The sequence below is a fragment of the Actinomadura sp. WMMA1423 genome (assembly GCF_006547145.1).
Classification (GTDB): domain Bacteria; phylum Actinomycetota; class Actinomycetes; order Streptosporangiales; family Streptosporangiaceae; genus Spirillospora.
The window spans coordinates 7006750-7021911 of sequence record NZ_CP041244.1 but is presented as its reverse complement, the minus strand read 5'-3'; the positions used below and the strand labels follow the sequence as shown (position 1 = coordinate 7021911).

The 15162-nt window shown below is 73.2% G+C and carries 12 protein-coding genes; 7 read left to right on the top strand and 5 right to left on the bottom strand.

All coding sequences use genetic code 11. The features are described 5' to 3' along the window. The first annotated feature begins 37 nt into the window (after nt 1–37). The 6 genes from FKD65_RS32615 to FKD65_RS32590 all read left to right on the top strand — a co-directional run bounded on the left by FKD65_RS32615 (nt 38) and on the right by FKD65_RS32590 (nt 7794). Nucleotides 38–1189, top strand: coding sequence for a Gfo/Idh/MocA family protein (locus FKD65_RS32615; RefSeq protein WP_141582069.1), 1152 nt, complete (start codon nt 38–40; stop codon nt 1187–1189). Then, nucleotides 1186–2382 carry a dihydrodipicolinate synthase family protein gene (locus FKD65_RS32610; protein ID WP_141582067.1) on the top strand — a complete coding sequence of 399 codons (1197 nt, stop codon included), beginning with the start codon at nt 1186–1188 and terminating at the stop codon, nt 2380–2382. Before FKD65_RS32615 ends, FKD65_RS32610 begins: the two co-directional genes overlap by 4 nt. 28 nt (nt 2383–2410) lie before the next feature. Further along, nucleotides 2411–3244 (top strand): sugar phosphate isomerase/epimerase, encoded by an 834-nt coding sequence (locus FKD65_RS32605; RefSeq protein ID WP_141582065.1) that lies wholly within the window; start codon nt 2411–2413, stop codon nt 3242–3244. Then, entirely contained in the window at nt 3241–4590 is a 1350-nt protein-coding gene (locus FKD65_RS32600) for a hypothetical protein (protein WP_141582063.1), read from the top strand. Before FKD65_RS32605 ends, FKD65_RS32600 begins: the two co-directional genes overlap by 4 nt. Before the next feature lie 86 nt (nt 4591–4676). Next, on the top strand, nt 4677–6770 hold the full coding sequence (locus FKD65_RS32595; RefSeq protein ID WP_141582061.1) for a sorbosone dehydrogenase family protein: 2094 nt from the start codon (nt 4677–4679) through the stop codon (nt 6768–6770). Nucleotides 6771–6858: 88 nt separating this feature from the next. Beyond that, on the top strand, nt 6859–7794 hold the full coding sequence (locus FKD65_RS32590; RefSeq protein ID WP_141582059.1) for a LamG domain-containing protein: 936 nt from the start codon (nt 6859–6861) through the stop codon (nt 7792–7794). 97 nt (nt 7795–7891) lie between these two features. Here FKD65_RS32590 and FKD65_RS32585 read toward each other — a convergent pair whose 3' ends face one another. The 5 genes from FKD65_RS32585 to FKD65_RS32565 form a co-directional block, all read right to left on the bottom strand. Next, nucleotides 7892–8800: a hypothetical protein gene (locus tag FKD65_RS32585; protein ID WP_141582057.1), complete on the bottom strand. Its 909-nt coding sequence runs from the start codon at nt 8798–8800 to the stop codon at nt 7892–7894. 104 nt (nt 8801–8904) lie between these two features. Next, nucleotides 8905–9954 carry a galactose-1-phosphate uridylyltransferase gene (galT, locus tag FKD65_RS32580; RefSeq protein ID WP_141582055.1) on the bottom strand — a complete coding sequence of 350 codons (1050 nt, stop codon included), beginning with the start codon at nt 9952–9954 and terminating at the stop codon, nt 8905–8907. 13 nt (nt 9955–9967) lie between these two features. Beyond that, nucleotides 9968–10624, bottom strand: a complete 657-nt coding sequence (locus tag FKD65_RS32575; RefSeq protein ID WP_141582053.1) for an ATP/GTP-binding protein — start codon at nt 10622–10624, stop codon at nt 9968–9970. Next, complete coding sequence (locus FKD65_RS32570; protein WP_141582051.1) at nt 10605–10982, bottom strand: DUF742 domain-containing protein; 378 nt, start codon at nt 10980–10982, stop codon at nt 10605–10607. The genes FKD65_RS32575 and FKD65_RS32570 overlap by 20 nt, the downstream gene beginning before the upstream one ends. Before the next feature lie 6 nt (nt 10983–10988). Beyond that, complete coding sequence (locus tag FKD65_RS32565; RefSeq protein ID WP_168221261.1) at nt 10989–13604, bottom strand: nitrate- and nitrite sensing domain-containing protein; 2616 nt, start codon at nt 13602–13604, stop codon at nt 10989–10991. 333 nt (nt 13605–13937) lie between these two features. On the opposite strand from FKD65_RS32565, the gene FKD65_RS32560 reads away from it, so the two are divergent. After that, nucleotides 13938–15155, top strand: a complete 1218-nt coding sequence (locus tag FKD65_RS32560; protein WP_141582047.1) for an ABC transporter substrate-binding protein — start codon at nt 13938–13940, stop codon at nt 15153–15155. The last annotated feature ends 7 nt before the right edge of the window (nt 15156–15162 follow it).

The following is a 15162-nucleotide window of genomic DNA, read 5'->3' as shown; positions in this document are numbered from 1 at the left end:
ACAGCACACGACACACGACAGGCTAGGAAGGAACGGGATGGCACGCAGGTCCATCGGGATCGTCATGAACGGCGTCACCGGCCGGATGGGGTACCGCCAGCATCTCCTCCGCTCGATCCTCGCGATCAGGGAGCAGGGCGGGGTGCGCACGGCCGAGGGCACCGTGCTGTGGCCCGAGCCCGTGCTGGTCGGACGCAGCGAGGCCAAGCTGCGCGAGCTGGCGGAACGGCACGGGTTGACGGCGTGGACGACCGACCTGGCCGAGGCGCTGGCGCGTCCGGACATCGACGTCTACTTCGACGCCCAGGTCACCGGCGCGCGGGTCGAGGCGATCCGCGCGGCGGTGGCGGCGGGCAAGCACATCTACACAGAGAAGCCCCTCGCCGAGGATTTGGAGACCGCGCTCGCGCTGGCCCGGATCGCGGACGAGGCGGGGGTCAAGCACGGCGTCGTCCAGGACAAGCTGTTCCTGCCGGGGCTGCTCAAGCTCAAGCGGCTGGTGGACGGCGGGTTCTTCGGGCGGATCCTGTCGGTGCGCGGCGAGTTCGGCTACTGGGTCTTCGAGGGCGACTGGCAGGAGGCGCAGCGGCCGAGCTGGAACTACCGGGCTGAGGACGGCGGCGGCATCATTCTGGACATGTTCTGCCACTGGCGTTACGTGCTGGACGGGGTGATCGCGCCGGTGCGGTCGGTGCAGGCCCTCGGGGCGACCCACGTCCCCGAGCGGGTGGACGAGCACGGCAAGCCCTACGAGGCCACCGCCGACGACGCCGCCTACGGGATCTTCGAGCTGGACGGCGGGATCGTCGCGCAGATCAACTCCTCCTGGACGACGCGGGTGTTCCGCGACGAGCTGGTGGAGTTCCAGGTCGACGGCACCGAGGGCTCGGCGGTCGCGGGGCTGCGGCGCTGCCGCGTCCAGCACCGCTCGATGACGCCGAAGCCGGTGTGGAACCCCGACCTGCCCGCCACCGAGGACTTCCGCTCCCAGTGGCAGGAGATCCCCGACAACACCGAGTTCGACAACGGCTTCAAGGCCCAGTGGGAGATGTTCCTGCGGCACGTCGCGGGCGACGGCCACTTCCCCTGGGACTTCTACGCCGGGGCGCGCGGCGTCCAGCTCGCCGAACTCGGCCTCCGGGCATGGCGGGAAGGCCGCAGGCTGGACGTTCCGGAGCTGACGCCATGAAGATCGATCTGCCCGGGGCGCCCGGCCACGCGATGGGCGAGCCGCGCACCTACAAGCCGCCGGCCGGACCCGCCGCGTCCCGCGTCGCGTACGCGGCCGCGCACGTCGTCGCGCGCAGCGGGACAATGGGCGGGGTCGCGGGCGGCGGGACGACGGGCGGGGTCGCGGGCGGCGGGACGACGGGCGGGGTCGCGGGCGGCGAGTCGCTGGACTGGGACACCACGCTCGCGTTCCGGCGGCACCTGTGGTCCCACGGGCTGGGCGTCGCCGAGGCGATGGACACCGCCCAGCGCGGCATGGGCCTGGACTGGACGACGACCCGCGAGCTCATCGTGCGGAGCGGTGAGGAAGCGCTTTCAGCGGGAGGCCGGATCGTCTGCGGCGCGGGCACCGACCAGCTCCCGCCCGGGCCCGCCTCGCTGGAGGAGATCACCGCCGCCTACGAGGAGCAGCTCGCCGTCATCGAGTCCGTCGGCGCGGTGCCCGTGCTGATGGCGAGCCGCCACCTGGCCGCCGCGGCGAGCGGCCCGGAGGACTACGCCTCGGTGTACGGGCGGCTGCTGGCGCAGGTCAGACGGCCGGTCGTGCTGCACTGGCTGGGCCCGATGTTCGACCCGGCGCTGGAGGGCTACTGGGGCTCGGCCGACCTCGACGTCGCGGCCGGCGCGCTGCTCGCCCTGATCGGCGAGCACGCGTCCCGCGTCGACGGCGTGAAGATCTCGCTGCTGGACGCGGGGCGCGAGATCGACCTGCGCCGCCGGCTGCCTTCCGGGGTCCGCCTCTACACCGGGGACGACTTCAACTATCCGGAGCTGATCCGGGGCGACTCCGAGGGCCACAGCGACGCGCTGCTCGGCATATTCGACCCCATCGCGCCCGCGGCGGCGGCGGCGCTGCACGCGCTGGACGACGGCGACACCACGTCCTACGAGGAGATCTTCGCCCCCACGGTGCCGCTCGCCCGGCACCTCTTCGAGACCCCTACCTACTACTACAAGACGGGTGTGGTGTTCCTGGCCTGGCTCACCGGCCACCAGCGGCACTTCCGGATGGTCGGCGGGCTGGAGACCGCGCGTTCCGTGCCGCACATGGTCCGCCTGTTCCAGCTCGCCGACGCCGCGGGACTCTTCCCCGACCCCGGCCTCGCGGCACACCGGATGCGCGCCTGGCTGACCGTCCAAGGGGCCGCGTGATGAGGGGCCGCGTGAGGAGGGGGGCATCGTGACGCGATTCAGCCTCAACCAGTGGACGACCCGGTACTGGGCCCTGCCGGAGCTCGCCGCCGGCTGCGCGGCCGCCGGGGTGACGGGCGTCGGGCTGTGGCGGGAGCCGGTCGCCGAGTACGGTCCTGCCCGCACGGGCAAGCTCATGCGCGACCACGGGCTGGCGGTCACGTCCCTGTGCCGGGGCGGGTTCTTCCAGGAGCCGGACGCGCTGGAGAACAACCGCCGCGCCGTCGAGGAGGCCGCCGAGCTGGGCGCGCCCGCCCTGTGCCTGGTCAGCGGCGGCCTGCCGGAGGGCTCCCGCGATCTGGACGGCGCCCGCTCGCGCGTCGCCGACGTCCTGGCCGAGCTCGCGCCGTACGCGGGCGAGCACGGCGTCCAGCTCGCGATCGAGCCGCTGCACCCGATGTTCTGCTCGGACCGGTGCGTCGTCTCGACCCTCGGCCAGGCGCTCGACCTGGCGGCGCCCTTCCCGTCCGCCCAGGTGGGCGTCATGGTCGACACCTACCACCTGTGGTGGGACCCGGCCGCGTGGGACGGCATCGCCCGCGCGGGCGCCGAGGGCCGGATCTCGCTGTTCCAGGTCGCCGACTGGGTCACGCCGCTGCCCGAGGGCGCCCTGACCGGGCGGGGTATGATCGGCGACGGAATCATCGAGCTGCGCCGGTTCCGCGAGGCGGTGGACGCCACCGGCTACACCGGCCCGATCGAGGTGGAGATCTTCAACGACGCGCTGTGGGCGATGCCGGGCCCCGAGGCCCTCGCCCTCACGATGGCCCGCTTCCGGGAGCACGTCCTCGATGAGCGCGTAGTCGAGGAACGCCGCGCGTGACGTCCGCTCCGGCCCGTCCGCGCACATCCGGATCCGGCGGCGGCCGGACGTGGCGGGCGGCGTCCGGGGCGTGGCTCGGCATCGGGACGGCGCCGGGCACGCTCGTCCTCGGGGCTCAGGTCGGCGCACGGCACGGCGGCGCGCTGCCGGTCCTGGTCCTGGTGGCGGGCGGCGCCCTCATGGCGGCGCTGCTCGCCGCGCAGGGGCGGCTCGGCCTGCGGGAGCCGGCCGGTGAGAACGCCGGCATGGCCGTCCTCGCTCCCCGCTACCTGCCTCCGGTCGCCGAGCGCGCCTTCACCGTGCTGCTCGCGATCTCGATGGTCGGCTGGTTCGGCTTCAACGTCGGCCTCGGCGGGACGGCCGCCGCGACGTTCGGCGGCGTCCCGGGCACGGTGGGCGTCGCCGCGCTGACCGTCCTCACGGTCGCGGTGCTGGTCACCGGGAGCGGGCGGTGGAACGCGGTCGCGGTCGTCACCACCCTGACCGCGATCGCGCTGATCGGCATCGTGGCGGTGAAGCTCGCGCCGTCCACGCCGCCGGTGTCGCTCGCCCGGGACGGCCCGCCCGGCGTCCTGGCCGCCGACCTCGCCGGATACATCGGATACGTGTCGGTGTTCGCCGTGCGGGCCCCCGACTTCACCGTGGGCCTGCGCGGCCGCCGCGACCTCGCGGCCTGCGTCGCGCTCCTCGTCGTCCCCGCGCTCGCGGCCTCCGTCGTCGGCGCCGGTGTCGCGGCGGCCAGCGGGTCCACCGACGTGGTCGCCGTCCTTGCCGGCCCGGACGGGCTGCCGGCCGCGAACCTGTTCGTCGCGGCGTCGGTCATCGCCCCGACCCTCGCCGCCGTCCACTCCGGCGCCCTCGCCACCGCCCGCTTCCTTCCCCGCCCACCCGACCAGCCCCCGGCGGGCACCGGCTCAGGACGACGCTCCGGCTTCGGGCGGGGCTCTGGCGTCGGCCGGGCTTCCGGCCGGTTCCGGTCACGGGTGGACGGGTGGCGGGTCGTGTCCGTGCTGGCGATCGCCGTCCCCGGGGCGGTGCTCGCGGCGCTGCGGGTCGACCGGATGCTGCTCGAATGGCTGACGGTCCTGGCGGCGGCGCTGCCGGCGCTGGTCCCGCCGATGGCGGCGGAGTTCGCGCGGAGGCGGCGCGGGCGCGCGGGACGTCCCGTGGCGACGTGGATCTGGGCGCCCGGGGCCGTTGTGGCCGTGGCGCTGACCCTGGCGGGCCATGCGGCGGCCGCCCCGCTCGGTCTCGCCGTATCCGCGGCCGCGACGCTGCTGCACGCGTGGTTCCGGAGGACGCGGCGGGACGCGTTGTCCGCATCCGGGCCCGAAATTCGTCCTTGACGTGCGGGCGAGACCGGTCGTACGTTCTGGAAAGCGCTTCCAGAAAGCGCTTTCCTGCCCCCGATCCCCACCCTAGGACGGCCGGAATGAGAAGAAAGCTCAGCTGGTGTCTCCTCGCGATCGCGGCGCTGCTGCTGCCGCTGCTCGCCGTCCCGCCGGCGGCGCAGGCGCGCGACGACGCGCCGATCCTCGACCCGATCCCCGAAGACCCCGCCCCGTCCGGCCTCGGCCTCGTCCTCCAGGAGGTCGCGCAACTGCCGAAGTCGACGCCGACGGGCACCCCCACCGACCCGCGGCTGCTGCGGTGGAACCGCATCAACTACGTGGGCGAGGTCCCCGACCACTCGGGCCGCCTGTACGTGCCCGACCTGAACGGCAACCTGTACCTGCTCGACAAGAAGACCCGCACCCCGCACGTCTACCTGGACGTCGCCGCCACGTTCGCGCCGGACTTCTTCTCCCAGGCCGGGCTCGGGCAGGGCTTCGGGTTCGTCGCGTTCCACCCCGACTTCCGCAGGAACGGGAAGTTCTACACCGCGCACGTCGAGGCGGGCGAGGCGCTGAAGACCAAGACGCCCGACCTCACCCCGCAGCCGAAGACCGCCTTCCACGGCGTCATCGACGAGTGGACGGCGACGGACCCGAAGGCGGACACGTTCTCGGGGACGCGCCGCGAACTGCTGCGCATCGGGTTCGCCGGGCGCATCCACAACCTCCAGCAGATCGACTTCAACCCGAACGCCCGTCCGGGCGACGCCGACTACGGCAAGCTCTACCTGTCGGTCGGCGACGGCGGCAACGGCAACGTCGGCGACAACGGCGGCGACCCGCAGAACCTCGGCGTCCCGCAGGGCAAGGTCCTGCGGATCGACCCGGCGGGGAACAACAGCGCGAACGGCAAGTACGGCATCCCGGCCGACAACCCGTACGCCGGGCAGCCCGGCAAGGTCGGCGAGATCTACGCCTACGGCATGCGCGACCCGCACCGCTTCAGCTGGGACACCGGCGGCACGCACCGGATGTTCCTCGCGCACATCGGCGAGCACGAGATCGAGTCGATCCACGAGCTCTACCCCGGCGCGAACATCGGGTGGAGCGAGCGCGAGGGCGCGTTCACGTTCCGCAAGGACGACCGCTGCCACCTGTACCCGCTGCCCGCCGACGACGACAAGTACGACTACGAGTACCCGCTCGCGGCCTACGACCACGACCCGCCCGCCGACTGGAACTGCAGCAGCGACGTCGGCCACGCCATCTCCGGCGGCTACGTCTACCGGGGCGCGAAGCTGCCCGCGCTGCGCGGCAAGTACCTGTTCACCGACATCGTGGACGGCCGGCTCATGTACACCGAAGAGTCGGAGATGAAGCACGACGCGACGGGCAGGAACCGGGCGCAGATCTACGAGATGGCGGCCTACGACACCTCCGGCAAGCCCGTCACGATGCGGGAGCTGGCCGGCGACCAGCGCGTCGACCTGCGGTACGGGTCGGACGGCAAGGGCGAGCCCTACCTCCTCGCCAAGGCCAACGGCAAGATCTGGAAGGTCGTCGGGACGAAGAGGGTCGCGTCCGGCGCGACCGGCCCGGTCCAGGTCAAGCACGCGATGGCCGCCAAGAACTGGGCGCCCGTCACGCCGTCCAAGTGGGAGTTCCCCGGTGACCAGGTCGTCCTCGCCGAGGAGGGCCAGGAGCGCCCCGGACCGCGCCGCCCGTTCGAGTACGCGGTGCTGAACAAGGGGCCGGTGCTCGCCTCGGCGCGGATCGAGGCGAAGGTGCGGCTCGACACGCCGGTGTCGATCAGCAACCGGGACGTGATCGTCATCTTCGGCTACCGGGACGACACGCACTTCTACTACGCGCACCTGTCCAGCGACAACACCATCTACCCCCACAACGGGATCTTCCTGGTGAACGGCGCCGACCGGCTGCGGATCGACCAGCAGTGGAACGCCAACCGGTCGCACGGCGCCCCGCCGGCCATCACCGACGAGGCGTGGCACAAGGTCCGGGTGGACCGCCAGGCGGACACCGGTGAGGTCGCCGTCTACGTGGACGGGTCGTCCAAGCCGGTCTTCACGGCCGTCGACAGGACCCTCGGCTCCGGCCGGGTGGGCTTCGGCTCGTTCGACAACATCGGCCGGCTCCGCGACCTGACGGTCCGCGGGACCCCGGCGAAGTAGAAGCAAGGCGAACTACAACGAAGTAACGGCCTCCTCCGGGCGGGCGCCGGCTCGTGGCGCCCGCCCGGAGGACTCCAAGGAGCTCGACATGATGATTCGCCGCGGCACCGCCGCACTCACCACCGCGCTGCTGGGCGCCTCGCTCTGCGTCGCCGCGACTCCGGCCGGCGCCTCGACCGGCGGCGTCTTCCCTCCCCTGAGGAAGAACCTCGTCTCCTACTACGACTTCGAGCACCCGGTCCCGGGCGACCCGTCCCGCGAGGCGGACAGCGGACGGTCCGGCACCACGATCAACCTCATCAACGGCGGCGCGGCCATGCGCGTCCGCGACGGCGCGCGGCGGCACGCCATCCAGCTCGGCCAGGTGAACCCGTCCGCGAAGGGCAACGACGACTGGAAGGCCGGTGTCTACTCGGCGACCGGCGTCCCGTCCCTGCGCGCGTTCAACGCCGCCAAGGGCGCGACCCTCGCGGGCTGGTTCAAGATGACCGGCACGAACCCGAGCCCCAACACCGAGACGTCCAACCCGGGCGACGTCTACAACGCGGTCGGCCTGTCCGGCCTTCTGACCGGCGACTCCGACGGCCACGCCGTGCGCGCGCTGCTGGAGATCATCGAGGTCTCCGGCACCCTGCACGTCGTCGCGCTGGGGCGTCGCGTGGACGGCTCGAAGTCGCAGACGTTCGCGGCGAGCGAGGACTGGCGCAGCATCCTCCCCCAGAACACCTGGGTGCACCTCGCCGCGACGTTCGACTACGACACCGGCGAGATGGCGCTCTACAAGGACGGCCGGCCGCTGGACGGCTTCTACACCACGGCCGGTGACCCCTGGGACCTCGAAGGCGCCCCCGAACCCGACGTCACGTCCGCCACGGACCCCCGCGGCATCAAGATCGGCGGCAGCTTCCCGCAGAACACCGCGGAGAAGAACCCCTGCAACTGCCGCATGGACGGCCTGATGTTCCTCGACCGCCCCCTCACCCCGAAGGAGGCGGCGATCCAGTACAGGTTCGCCAAGAAGTGATCCCCGGCCCGCCGGCGCCCGACGGGCGCCGGCGGGCTCGCCTCACTTGCCGCGGAGCCGGGTCGCGACCCGGCCCTGCTCGCGTGTCCAGGGGGTTTCACGTTCGTAGGCGGGCGGTGTGCAGGGCGGTGTCGGTGGCGGCGAGGAGGGTGCCGTCCGGGGAGAGGGCCAAAGCGTTGGCGGGGGCTGGGAGCTTGATGCGGTGGGACGGCGCCGCGCCGGCCGCGTTCCAGGCGAAGACGGTGTCCGGGGCGTCCTGGAGGGCGGCGGCCACCAGCAGGTGACCGTCGACCAGGGCTCCGGTCGCCTGGTCGCAGGGGGCGGGCGTGGAGAGGGTCGCGAGGCGGGTGCCGTCCAGGCCGTGCACGCCGAGGTCCTCGGGGGTCGGGCAGAGGAGGACCAGGCCGTCCGGGGACGGGACGAGCGCCGCGGAGGGGGTGGGCGCGGTGCCGATCTCCTCGGCGCGCTCCAGGTCGAGGAACGTGACCGCCGACTCCCCGGCCAGCCCGACGAGAGGGCCCGTCGAGGGGGTCGAGTGGAGGATCCGGTGGTCGATGGCGCTGCCGTGGCCGAGCCAGAGGTGGAAGTCGGCGAGGCGGTCGCCGGTGAGGACGTCCCAGACGACGACCTCGGCGTCGCTGGCCGGGCCGAAGACCGCGACGGCGGCGGCGTGGCCGTCGTGGACGGTGAGGCCGAGCAGGTCGGGGTGGGCGTCCAGGGTGAGCTCGCGGCCGGTGCGGAGGTCGTGGACGTGGAGGCGGTCGCGGTGCGTCCAGGCGACGGTGGGCGACCCGGCGGGGAGGCCGAACGCCCAGTCGGCCCGGTCGGCGGGGAAGTCGGGGATCGGCGGGCCGAGCGCCGCCCCGGCCGCCAGGTCCCACGCCTGGCCGGTGTTCACGCCCTGTCCGACGCGGGAGGTGAAGGCCAGCGGCGGGCGCTCCGCGGTGGCGGCGACGCCGTCGAAGGACCCTCGCGCCAACGGGCCCGCCAGCACGCTTTCCGGCATGCGTGGGAGCGTAGGCCACGCGGCGCAGATCGTTCCGGACAGTCGTGAAATCGGTCGGGTCAGGCTCTTGTCAACCACCGGTCACCGCCGGCTCTCGGCTCCTGTCATCCGCCGGCCGCGCGCAGCCGCGCGGCGATGTCCTCCGGGGGGACGTCGTTGATCCAGGCGGCCATGCCCGACTCCGAGCCCGCCAGATACTTGATCTTGTCGGGGGCGCGGCGGATCGAGAACAGCTCCAGGTGCAGGCGGAGCAGGTCGCGGCCCTCGCCGACCGGCGCCTGGTGCCAGCCCGCGACGTACGGGAGCGGGGCGCCGTAGAGGGCGTCGCAGCGGCGCAGGAGGTCGCGGTAGAGGACGGCCAGCTCGTCGCGCTCCCCCGGGTCGAGGGCGGCGAGGTCGGGAACGTGGCGGTGCGGTGTCAGGTGCACCTCGACGGGCCAGCGGGCGGCGGCGGGGACGTAGGCCGTCCAGTGCTCGCCGGCCAGCACGGTGCGGCCGCCCGCGCGCTCGGCCTTCAGGACGCCGGCGAACAGGTCCGGGTTCGCGGCGGCGGACGCCAGCATCCGCTCGGTGCGGGGGGTGGTGAAGGGGTAGGCGTAGATCTGGCCGTGCGGGTGGTGCAGGGTCACGCCGATCTCGACGCCGCGGTTCTCGAAGACGTAGACCTGCGCGACGCCGGGGATCGCCGACAGCTCGGCGGTGCGGTCGGCCCAGGCGTCGATGACCGTCCGGACGCGGGAGAGGGGCAGCAGCGCCATCGAGGCGGAGTGGTCGTCGGTGAAGCACACGACCTCGCAGCGCCCGGCGCCGCGGGCCCGTTCCACGCCGTCGATCGAGGGCGGCACCGGCGGGGTGCGGACGTCGAAGGACGGGAAGCGGTTCTCGAACACGGCGACGTCGTAGGACGGGTCCGGGATCTCCGAGGCCGGGCCGCCGGGGCACAGCGGGCACTGGTCGGCGGGCGGCAGGAACGTCCGCGTGTTGCGGTGCGCGGTGATGGTGACGCGGTCGCCGGTCAGCGGGTCGCGGCGGGTCTCGCACACCGGCTCGACGGGCGCGAGGCCGCGCTGGTCGGCGGCGGGGACGCGGCCGGGGGCCTCGTCGTAGTAGACGATCTCGCGGCCGTCCGAGAGCCGTGCCTTTGTCCGGTTCATCTCGACCGGCAGCCTACAGCGCGGGGACGTTCGCCCGGGTCTCCTCCTCGTGCACCGACAGCAGGTACCTGACCAGCGTCGTCAGCACCTCCTTGCCGGACGTGCGCTCCCGGACGTCGCACAGCACGACGGGGGTCCCGTCGCCGAGGTCGAGCGCCTCCCGGATCTCCGCGGGCGTGTAGTCGTAGCCGTCGTCGAAGCGGTTCACCGCGACGACGAACGGCAGGCCCCGGTTCTCGAAGTAGTCGACGGCGGGGAAGCAGTCCGCGAGGCGGCGGGTGTCGGCGAGCACGACGGCGCCGAGCGCCCCGAACGACAGCTCGTCCCACATGAACCAGAACCGGTCCTGCCCGGGCGTGCCGAACAGGTACAGCACGAGGCCGTCGCGGATCGTGATGCGGCCGAAGTCCATCGCGACCGTGGTGGTCGTCTTCTGCTCGACGCCCTCGGTGTCGTCGACGCCGACGCCGCGGTCGGTGAGCAGCTCCTCGGTCTGCAGCGGGCGGATCTCGCTGACCGAGCCGACGAGCGTGGTCTTGCCGACGCCGAAGCCCCCGGCGACGAGGATCTTCACCGCGACCGGGGTCGCCGGTGCGGGCCCTTCGTGGGGGGACGGTCCCGCGCTCCCCCCGGCGGACGCGCCGGCGTTCTCAGAGGGCTTGGAGACCATGGAGCACTTCCCTCAGCAGACGTTCCTTGGAGAGCGAGCTCTCCTGTTGGGGACGGGTGGCGGTGATGAGCCGGTGGTGGAGCAGGTCGCCGAGCAGCACCCGGACGACGACCAGCGGCAGCCGCATCCGCGCCGCGATCTCCGCCACCGGCTGAGGTTGCAGGCACATCTCCAGGATGTCCAGGTGCTCGGGTCCGATGCCGGGCGATCCCGACCGGGGCCGCGCCGCGGTCGAGACTATCGTGATCATGTCGAAGGCCTCACCGGTCGCGGGCCTGGCCCGGCCGCGCGTGAGCGCGTACGACCGCACGATCGGGCCGGCCTCGTCATCGAGCCATTCGCTGCCAGGACCGGTCATGGTCCGTCACGATTCCTCGGTGTCGAAGGACTCGGCGCGGCCGCGCCGGGTGCCCTGCTGGATGGACGACATCATCGACCGCAGTTGCTCGGGCGTCCGGTCGGCGCGCGCGGCGGGCGCCGGGCCTGGGGGCGCGGAGCGCTCCTCGCGCAGCTGGGAGGCCATGTTCTCCTGCCGGACCCGCTTCGGCAGCGACGGCTTGTCGCCGCCGGACGACGCGCCCGGCGGGCGGCGCCGCACCTCGCGGGGCGAGCGCGGCACGCTCGGCGGCGGCGGGGGCGCCGGCGCGGCCTCGGGCGGCGGGTCGCCCCACGGCGACGGGGCCGGCCGGGGCGTCGGCGCCGGGCCCTGCATCGGCTCCTCGAACACCGGGAGGGGCCCGGTCAGCGCGTCCGGTTCCTCGGGCGGCGTCGAGGACCGCATCGACGCCTGCACGGGCGACTGCGCCGGTGACTGCGCCGGTGACTGCCTCGGGGACGGCACCGCGGACGGCATCGGGGAGTGCGGCGAGGGCGGGGGCTCGGAGGCGGCCGGCGGGATGAACGGGCGGGCCGGCTGGGCGAGCGGCTCCTGCGGCGGGGGCGGCGGGGCCTGCGCCGCGTGCCGTCCGGCCGGCAGGTGCAGCACGGAGCCGCCCTCGCCGTGGCCGTGGTCCAGCGCGGGCTGCGGGCCGCCGCGGCCGCCCGTGCCGCCCACGACCGTCCCGACGGGGACGAGCGCGTCCTCGGCGCGGCGGGTGGTGAGGGCGGGCGCGCCGCTCGCCGTGTCGCCCTCGTCGGGGACGACGAGCTCCTCGGGCAGCAGCACGATCGCGGTCATGCCGCCGTAGGGGGACGTCCGCAGCGTGACCTTGATGCCGTGCCGGCGGGCCAGCCGGCCGACGACGAACAGGCCGAGCTGCGCGCTGTCGGACAGGTCGAACTCGGCGGCGGTGGCGAGCCGCTCGTTGGCGGCGGCGAGGCTGGGCTCGTCCATGCTGAGGCCGCGGTCCTCGACCTCCAGCGTGAAGCCGTGCGAGACGGCCTGCCCCTGCACCTGGACGGTGGTGTGCGGCGGCGAGAACGTCGCGGCGTTCTCGATCAGCTCGGCGAGCAGGTGGATGACGTCCGCGACGGCGGGGCCGACGATGGCAGCACGGGTCATCGGGGCGACGTTGACCCGGGTGTAGTCCTCGACCTCGGAGGCGGCGGCGCGGGCGACGTCCACGATCGCGACGGGGCTGCGCCAGCCGCGGCCGGGCGCCTGCCCGGACAGGATGATCAGGCCCTCGGCGTGCCGCCGCATGCGGGTGGCGAGGTGGTCGACCCGGAACAGGTCCTCGAGGTCGTCGGGGGTCTCGATGCGCCGCTCCATCGAGTCCAGCAGTTTGAGCTGGCGGTGCAGCAGCGTCTGGCTGCGGCGGGCGAGGTTGACGAACACGTCGCTGACGTTGCGGCGGAGCGCCGCCTCCTCGACCGCGCTCTGGATCGCGGTGCGGCGGGCGGCGTTGAACGCCTCGCCCACCTGGTCGATCTCGCGGGTGCCGAACGCCAGCGGCGGCGCCTCGGAGGCCACGTCGACCTCGTCGCCGCGGCGCAGCCGCCGGATCACGCCGGGCAGCCGGACGTCGGCCAGGTCGATCGCCTCCCGGCGCAGCCGGGCCAGCTCGCGGATGACCGACCGGGCGACCCAGATCGCGAGGACGAGGGTGGCGACGACCGCGACCAGCCCGAGCGCACCCGCGAGGACGACGCGGGTGATGATGCCCTCGGAGATCGGCTGGGCGCGCTTCTCGGCGCCCGCCGACACCGCCAGCTCGAGGCCGCGCAGCCGGGTGAGGTTGGAGTCCGCGGTGGTCTTCCACAGCGCGCCCGCGGTGCCGGTGGCGTTGACCAGCCGGGGCGAGGCGACGAAGCGGTCCTCCAGGGTGCGGAGCCGGCCGTACTCGGGCATCCCGACGATGCGCTGGTAGTAGGACTGGTCGGGGGAGCGCAGCTCGGCCGACGTGTAGGTGTAGAGGGTGCGCTGCGTGCCGACGAGCTTGACGTACTGGGCGTGCTCGTCGGGGGTGATCCGGCCGGCGGCGAGCGCGCCCGCCAGCAGCGCGTCCTCCTGCGCGAGGACCTCGCGGGCCCGGGTCAGCGACGCCTCGTTGCGGGCGTCCTTGGCGACCTCGGAGTTGTCCAGCGTGGCGAGCGAGCCCTGGAGCGCGCCGACGTCGCCGAGCAGGGCCGTGTAGTCGGCGAACGCGCGCGCCCGGTCCAGGCGGCCGGCGTCGATGGCGCGGCGCCGGTCGTCCAGGCCGTCCAGCTCGGTGAGGATCTTGCCGGCGATGCGCCGGGCGTCCTTCGGGGCGGCGCCCTGGACGGACTCGGCCTCGGCCAGCCTGCGGAACAGGTCGGCCTGCCGGTCGGTGACCAGGCGGCCGGACTCCATGGCGGCCCGGTCGCCCTCCGCGCGCCCGCCGAGGTAGACCATCGACAGCCGCCGCTCGGCCTGCAGGGCGCTGCCGAGCGCGCCCGACGGGTAGCCGTAGTGGTCCTGGACGGTCTTGACGTGGCGGAGGTTGAGCCCCTCGCCGAGCGCGATGCTCGCGGCGAACGCCCACAGCACGCCGAGGGCGACCACCGACACGGTGACCATCAGGACGACCTTGAAGCGGATGGACCGGAAACGCGCGGCCTTGGGAGCCCGCCGGTGACCGGCGGACGAGTCCGTGGTGCGGCCTCGATTTGGCACTGCGGCTGAACCTTCACTCGGGCTGACGGGGCGATCAGGGGGCGGGGGTGTCGGGCGGGTGCGGGGAGTCATCGGACGGGCGGCGGACAGGGCGTCGGGCGGGCGTCGACCGCGCTGAGCGGCTCACACGAACGCAGGAGAGCCTAGGACGGTCTGGCGTCATGTGTCGACAGTTTCCAGATCATCACGTTTTGTGGCGACAGATGGCCCAAAATACCCCTACGATGCCTCAGCGTGATGGCTCGTACCCCAGAAGCGACGACGACCGTGCGCTCTCCGGCCCGTTCCCGCCGGGCCCTGCTCGCCGCGGCGGCGCTGCTCGCGGTGGCGTTCACCGGCGCCTGCAGCGACGACTCCGGCGGGACCGCCGCGCCGCCCGACGTCCCGATGCTGCAGGAGCTCGGCACCCCGGAGGGCCGGCTCGACCTCGTCGCGTGGGCGGGGTACGCCGAGAACGGCACGAACGACCCGAAGGTCGACTGGGTCACGCCGTTCACGAAGGCGACCGGCTGCAAGGTGTACACCAAGGTGGCCGACACCTCCGACTCGATGGTCGCGCTCATGAAGACCGGGCGGTACGACGGCGTGTCGGCGTCCGGCGACGCGAGCCTGCGGCTCATCTACGGCGGGACGGTCGCGCCGGTCAACACCGGCCTGGTCTCGACCTGGGAGGACGTCGCCAAGTACCTGAAGAACCAGCCGTACAACTCCGTCCGTGGGCAGATGTACGGCATCCCGCACGGCTACGGCGCCAACATGCTGATGTACCGGACGGACAAGATCACGCAACGTCCGACGTCGTGGAGCGTGGTGTGGGACAAGGAGTCCCCCGCGGCCGGGCACGTCGTCGCCTACGACTCCCCCATCTACATCGCGGACGCGGCGCTCTACCTCAAGACGCACCGCCCCGACCTGAAGATCACCGACGTGTACGAGCTGGACGAGAAGCAGTTCGACGCGGCGGTCGACCTGCTGAAGCAGCAGCGCCCGAACGTCAACCAGTACTGGGCGAACTACCTGGACGAGCTCCAGTCGTTCAAGAGCGGTTACAACTACGCCGGGACGGCGTGGCAGGTGACCGCGAACTTGGCCATGACGGACAAGGCGCCGGTCGCCACGACGATCCCCAGCGAGGGCGCGACCGGCTGGTCCGACACCTGGATGATCTCCTCGAAGGCCCAGCATCCGACGTGCATGTACAAGTGGATGAACTGGATCACGACGCCGAGGGTGCAGGCGGAGGTCGCCCAGTGGTTCGGCGAGGCGCCCGCCAACCCCGGCGCCTGCAAGTACACCGCCAAGGGCTTCTGCTCGACCTACCACGTCGGCGACCCGGAGTTCTACAGGCGCCTGGCGTTCTGGAAGACGCCGGTGAAGAACTGCGGCGACGACCGCGGCGCCAAGTGCGTGGACTACTCCCGCTGGGCCCAGGCCTGGACGCAGATCAAGGGCTGACCCGGGT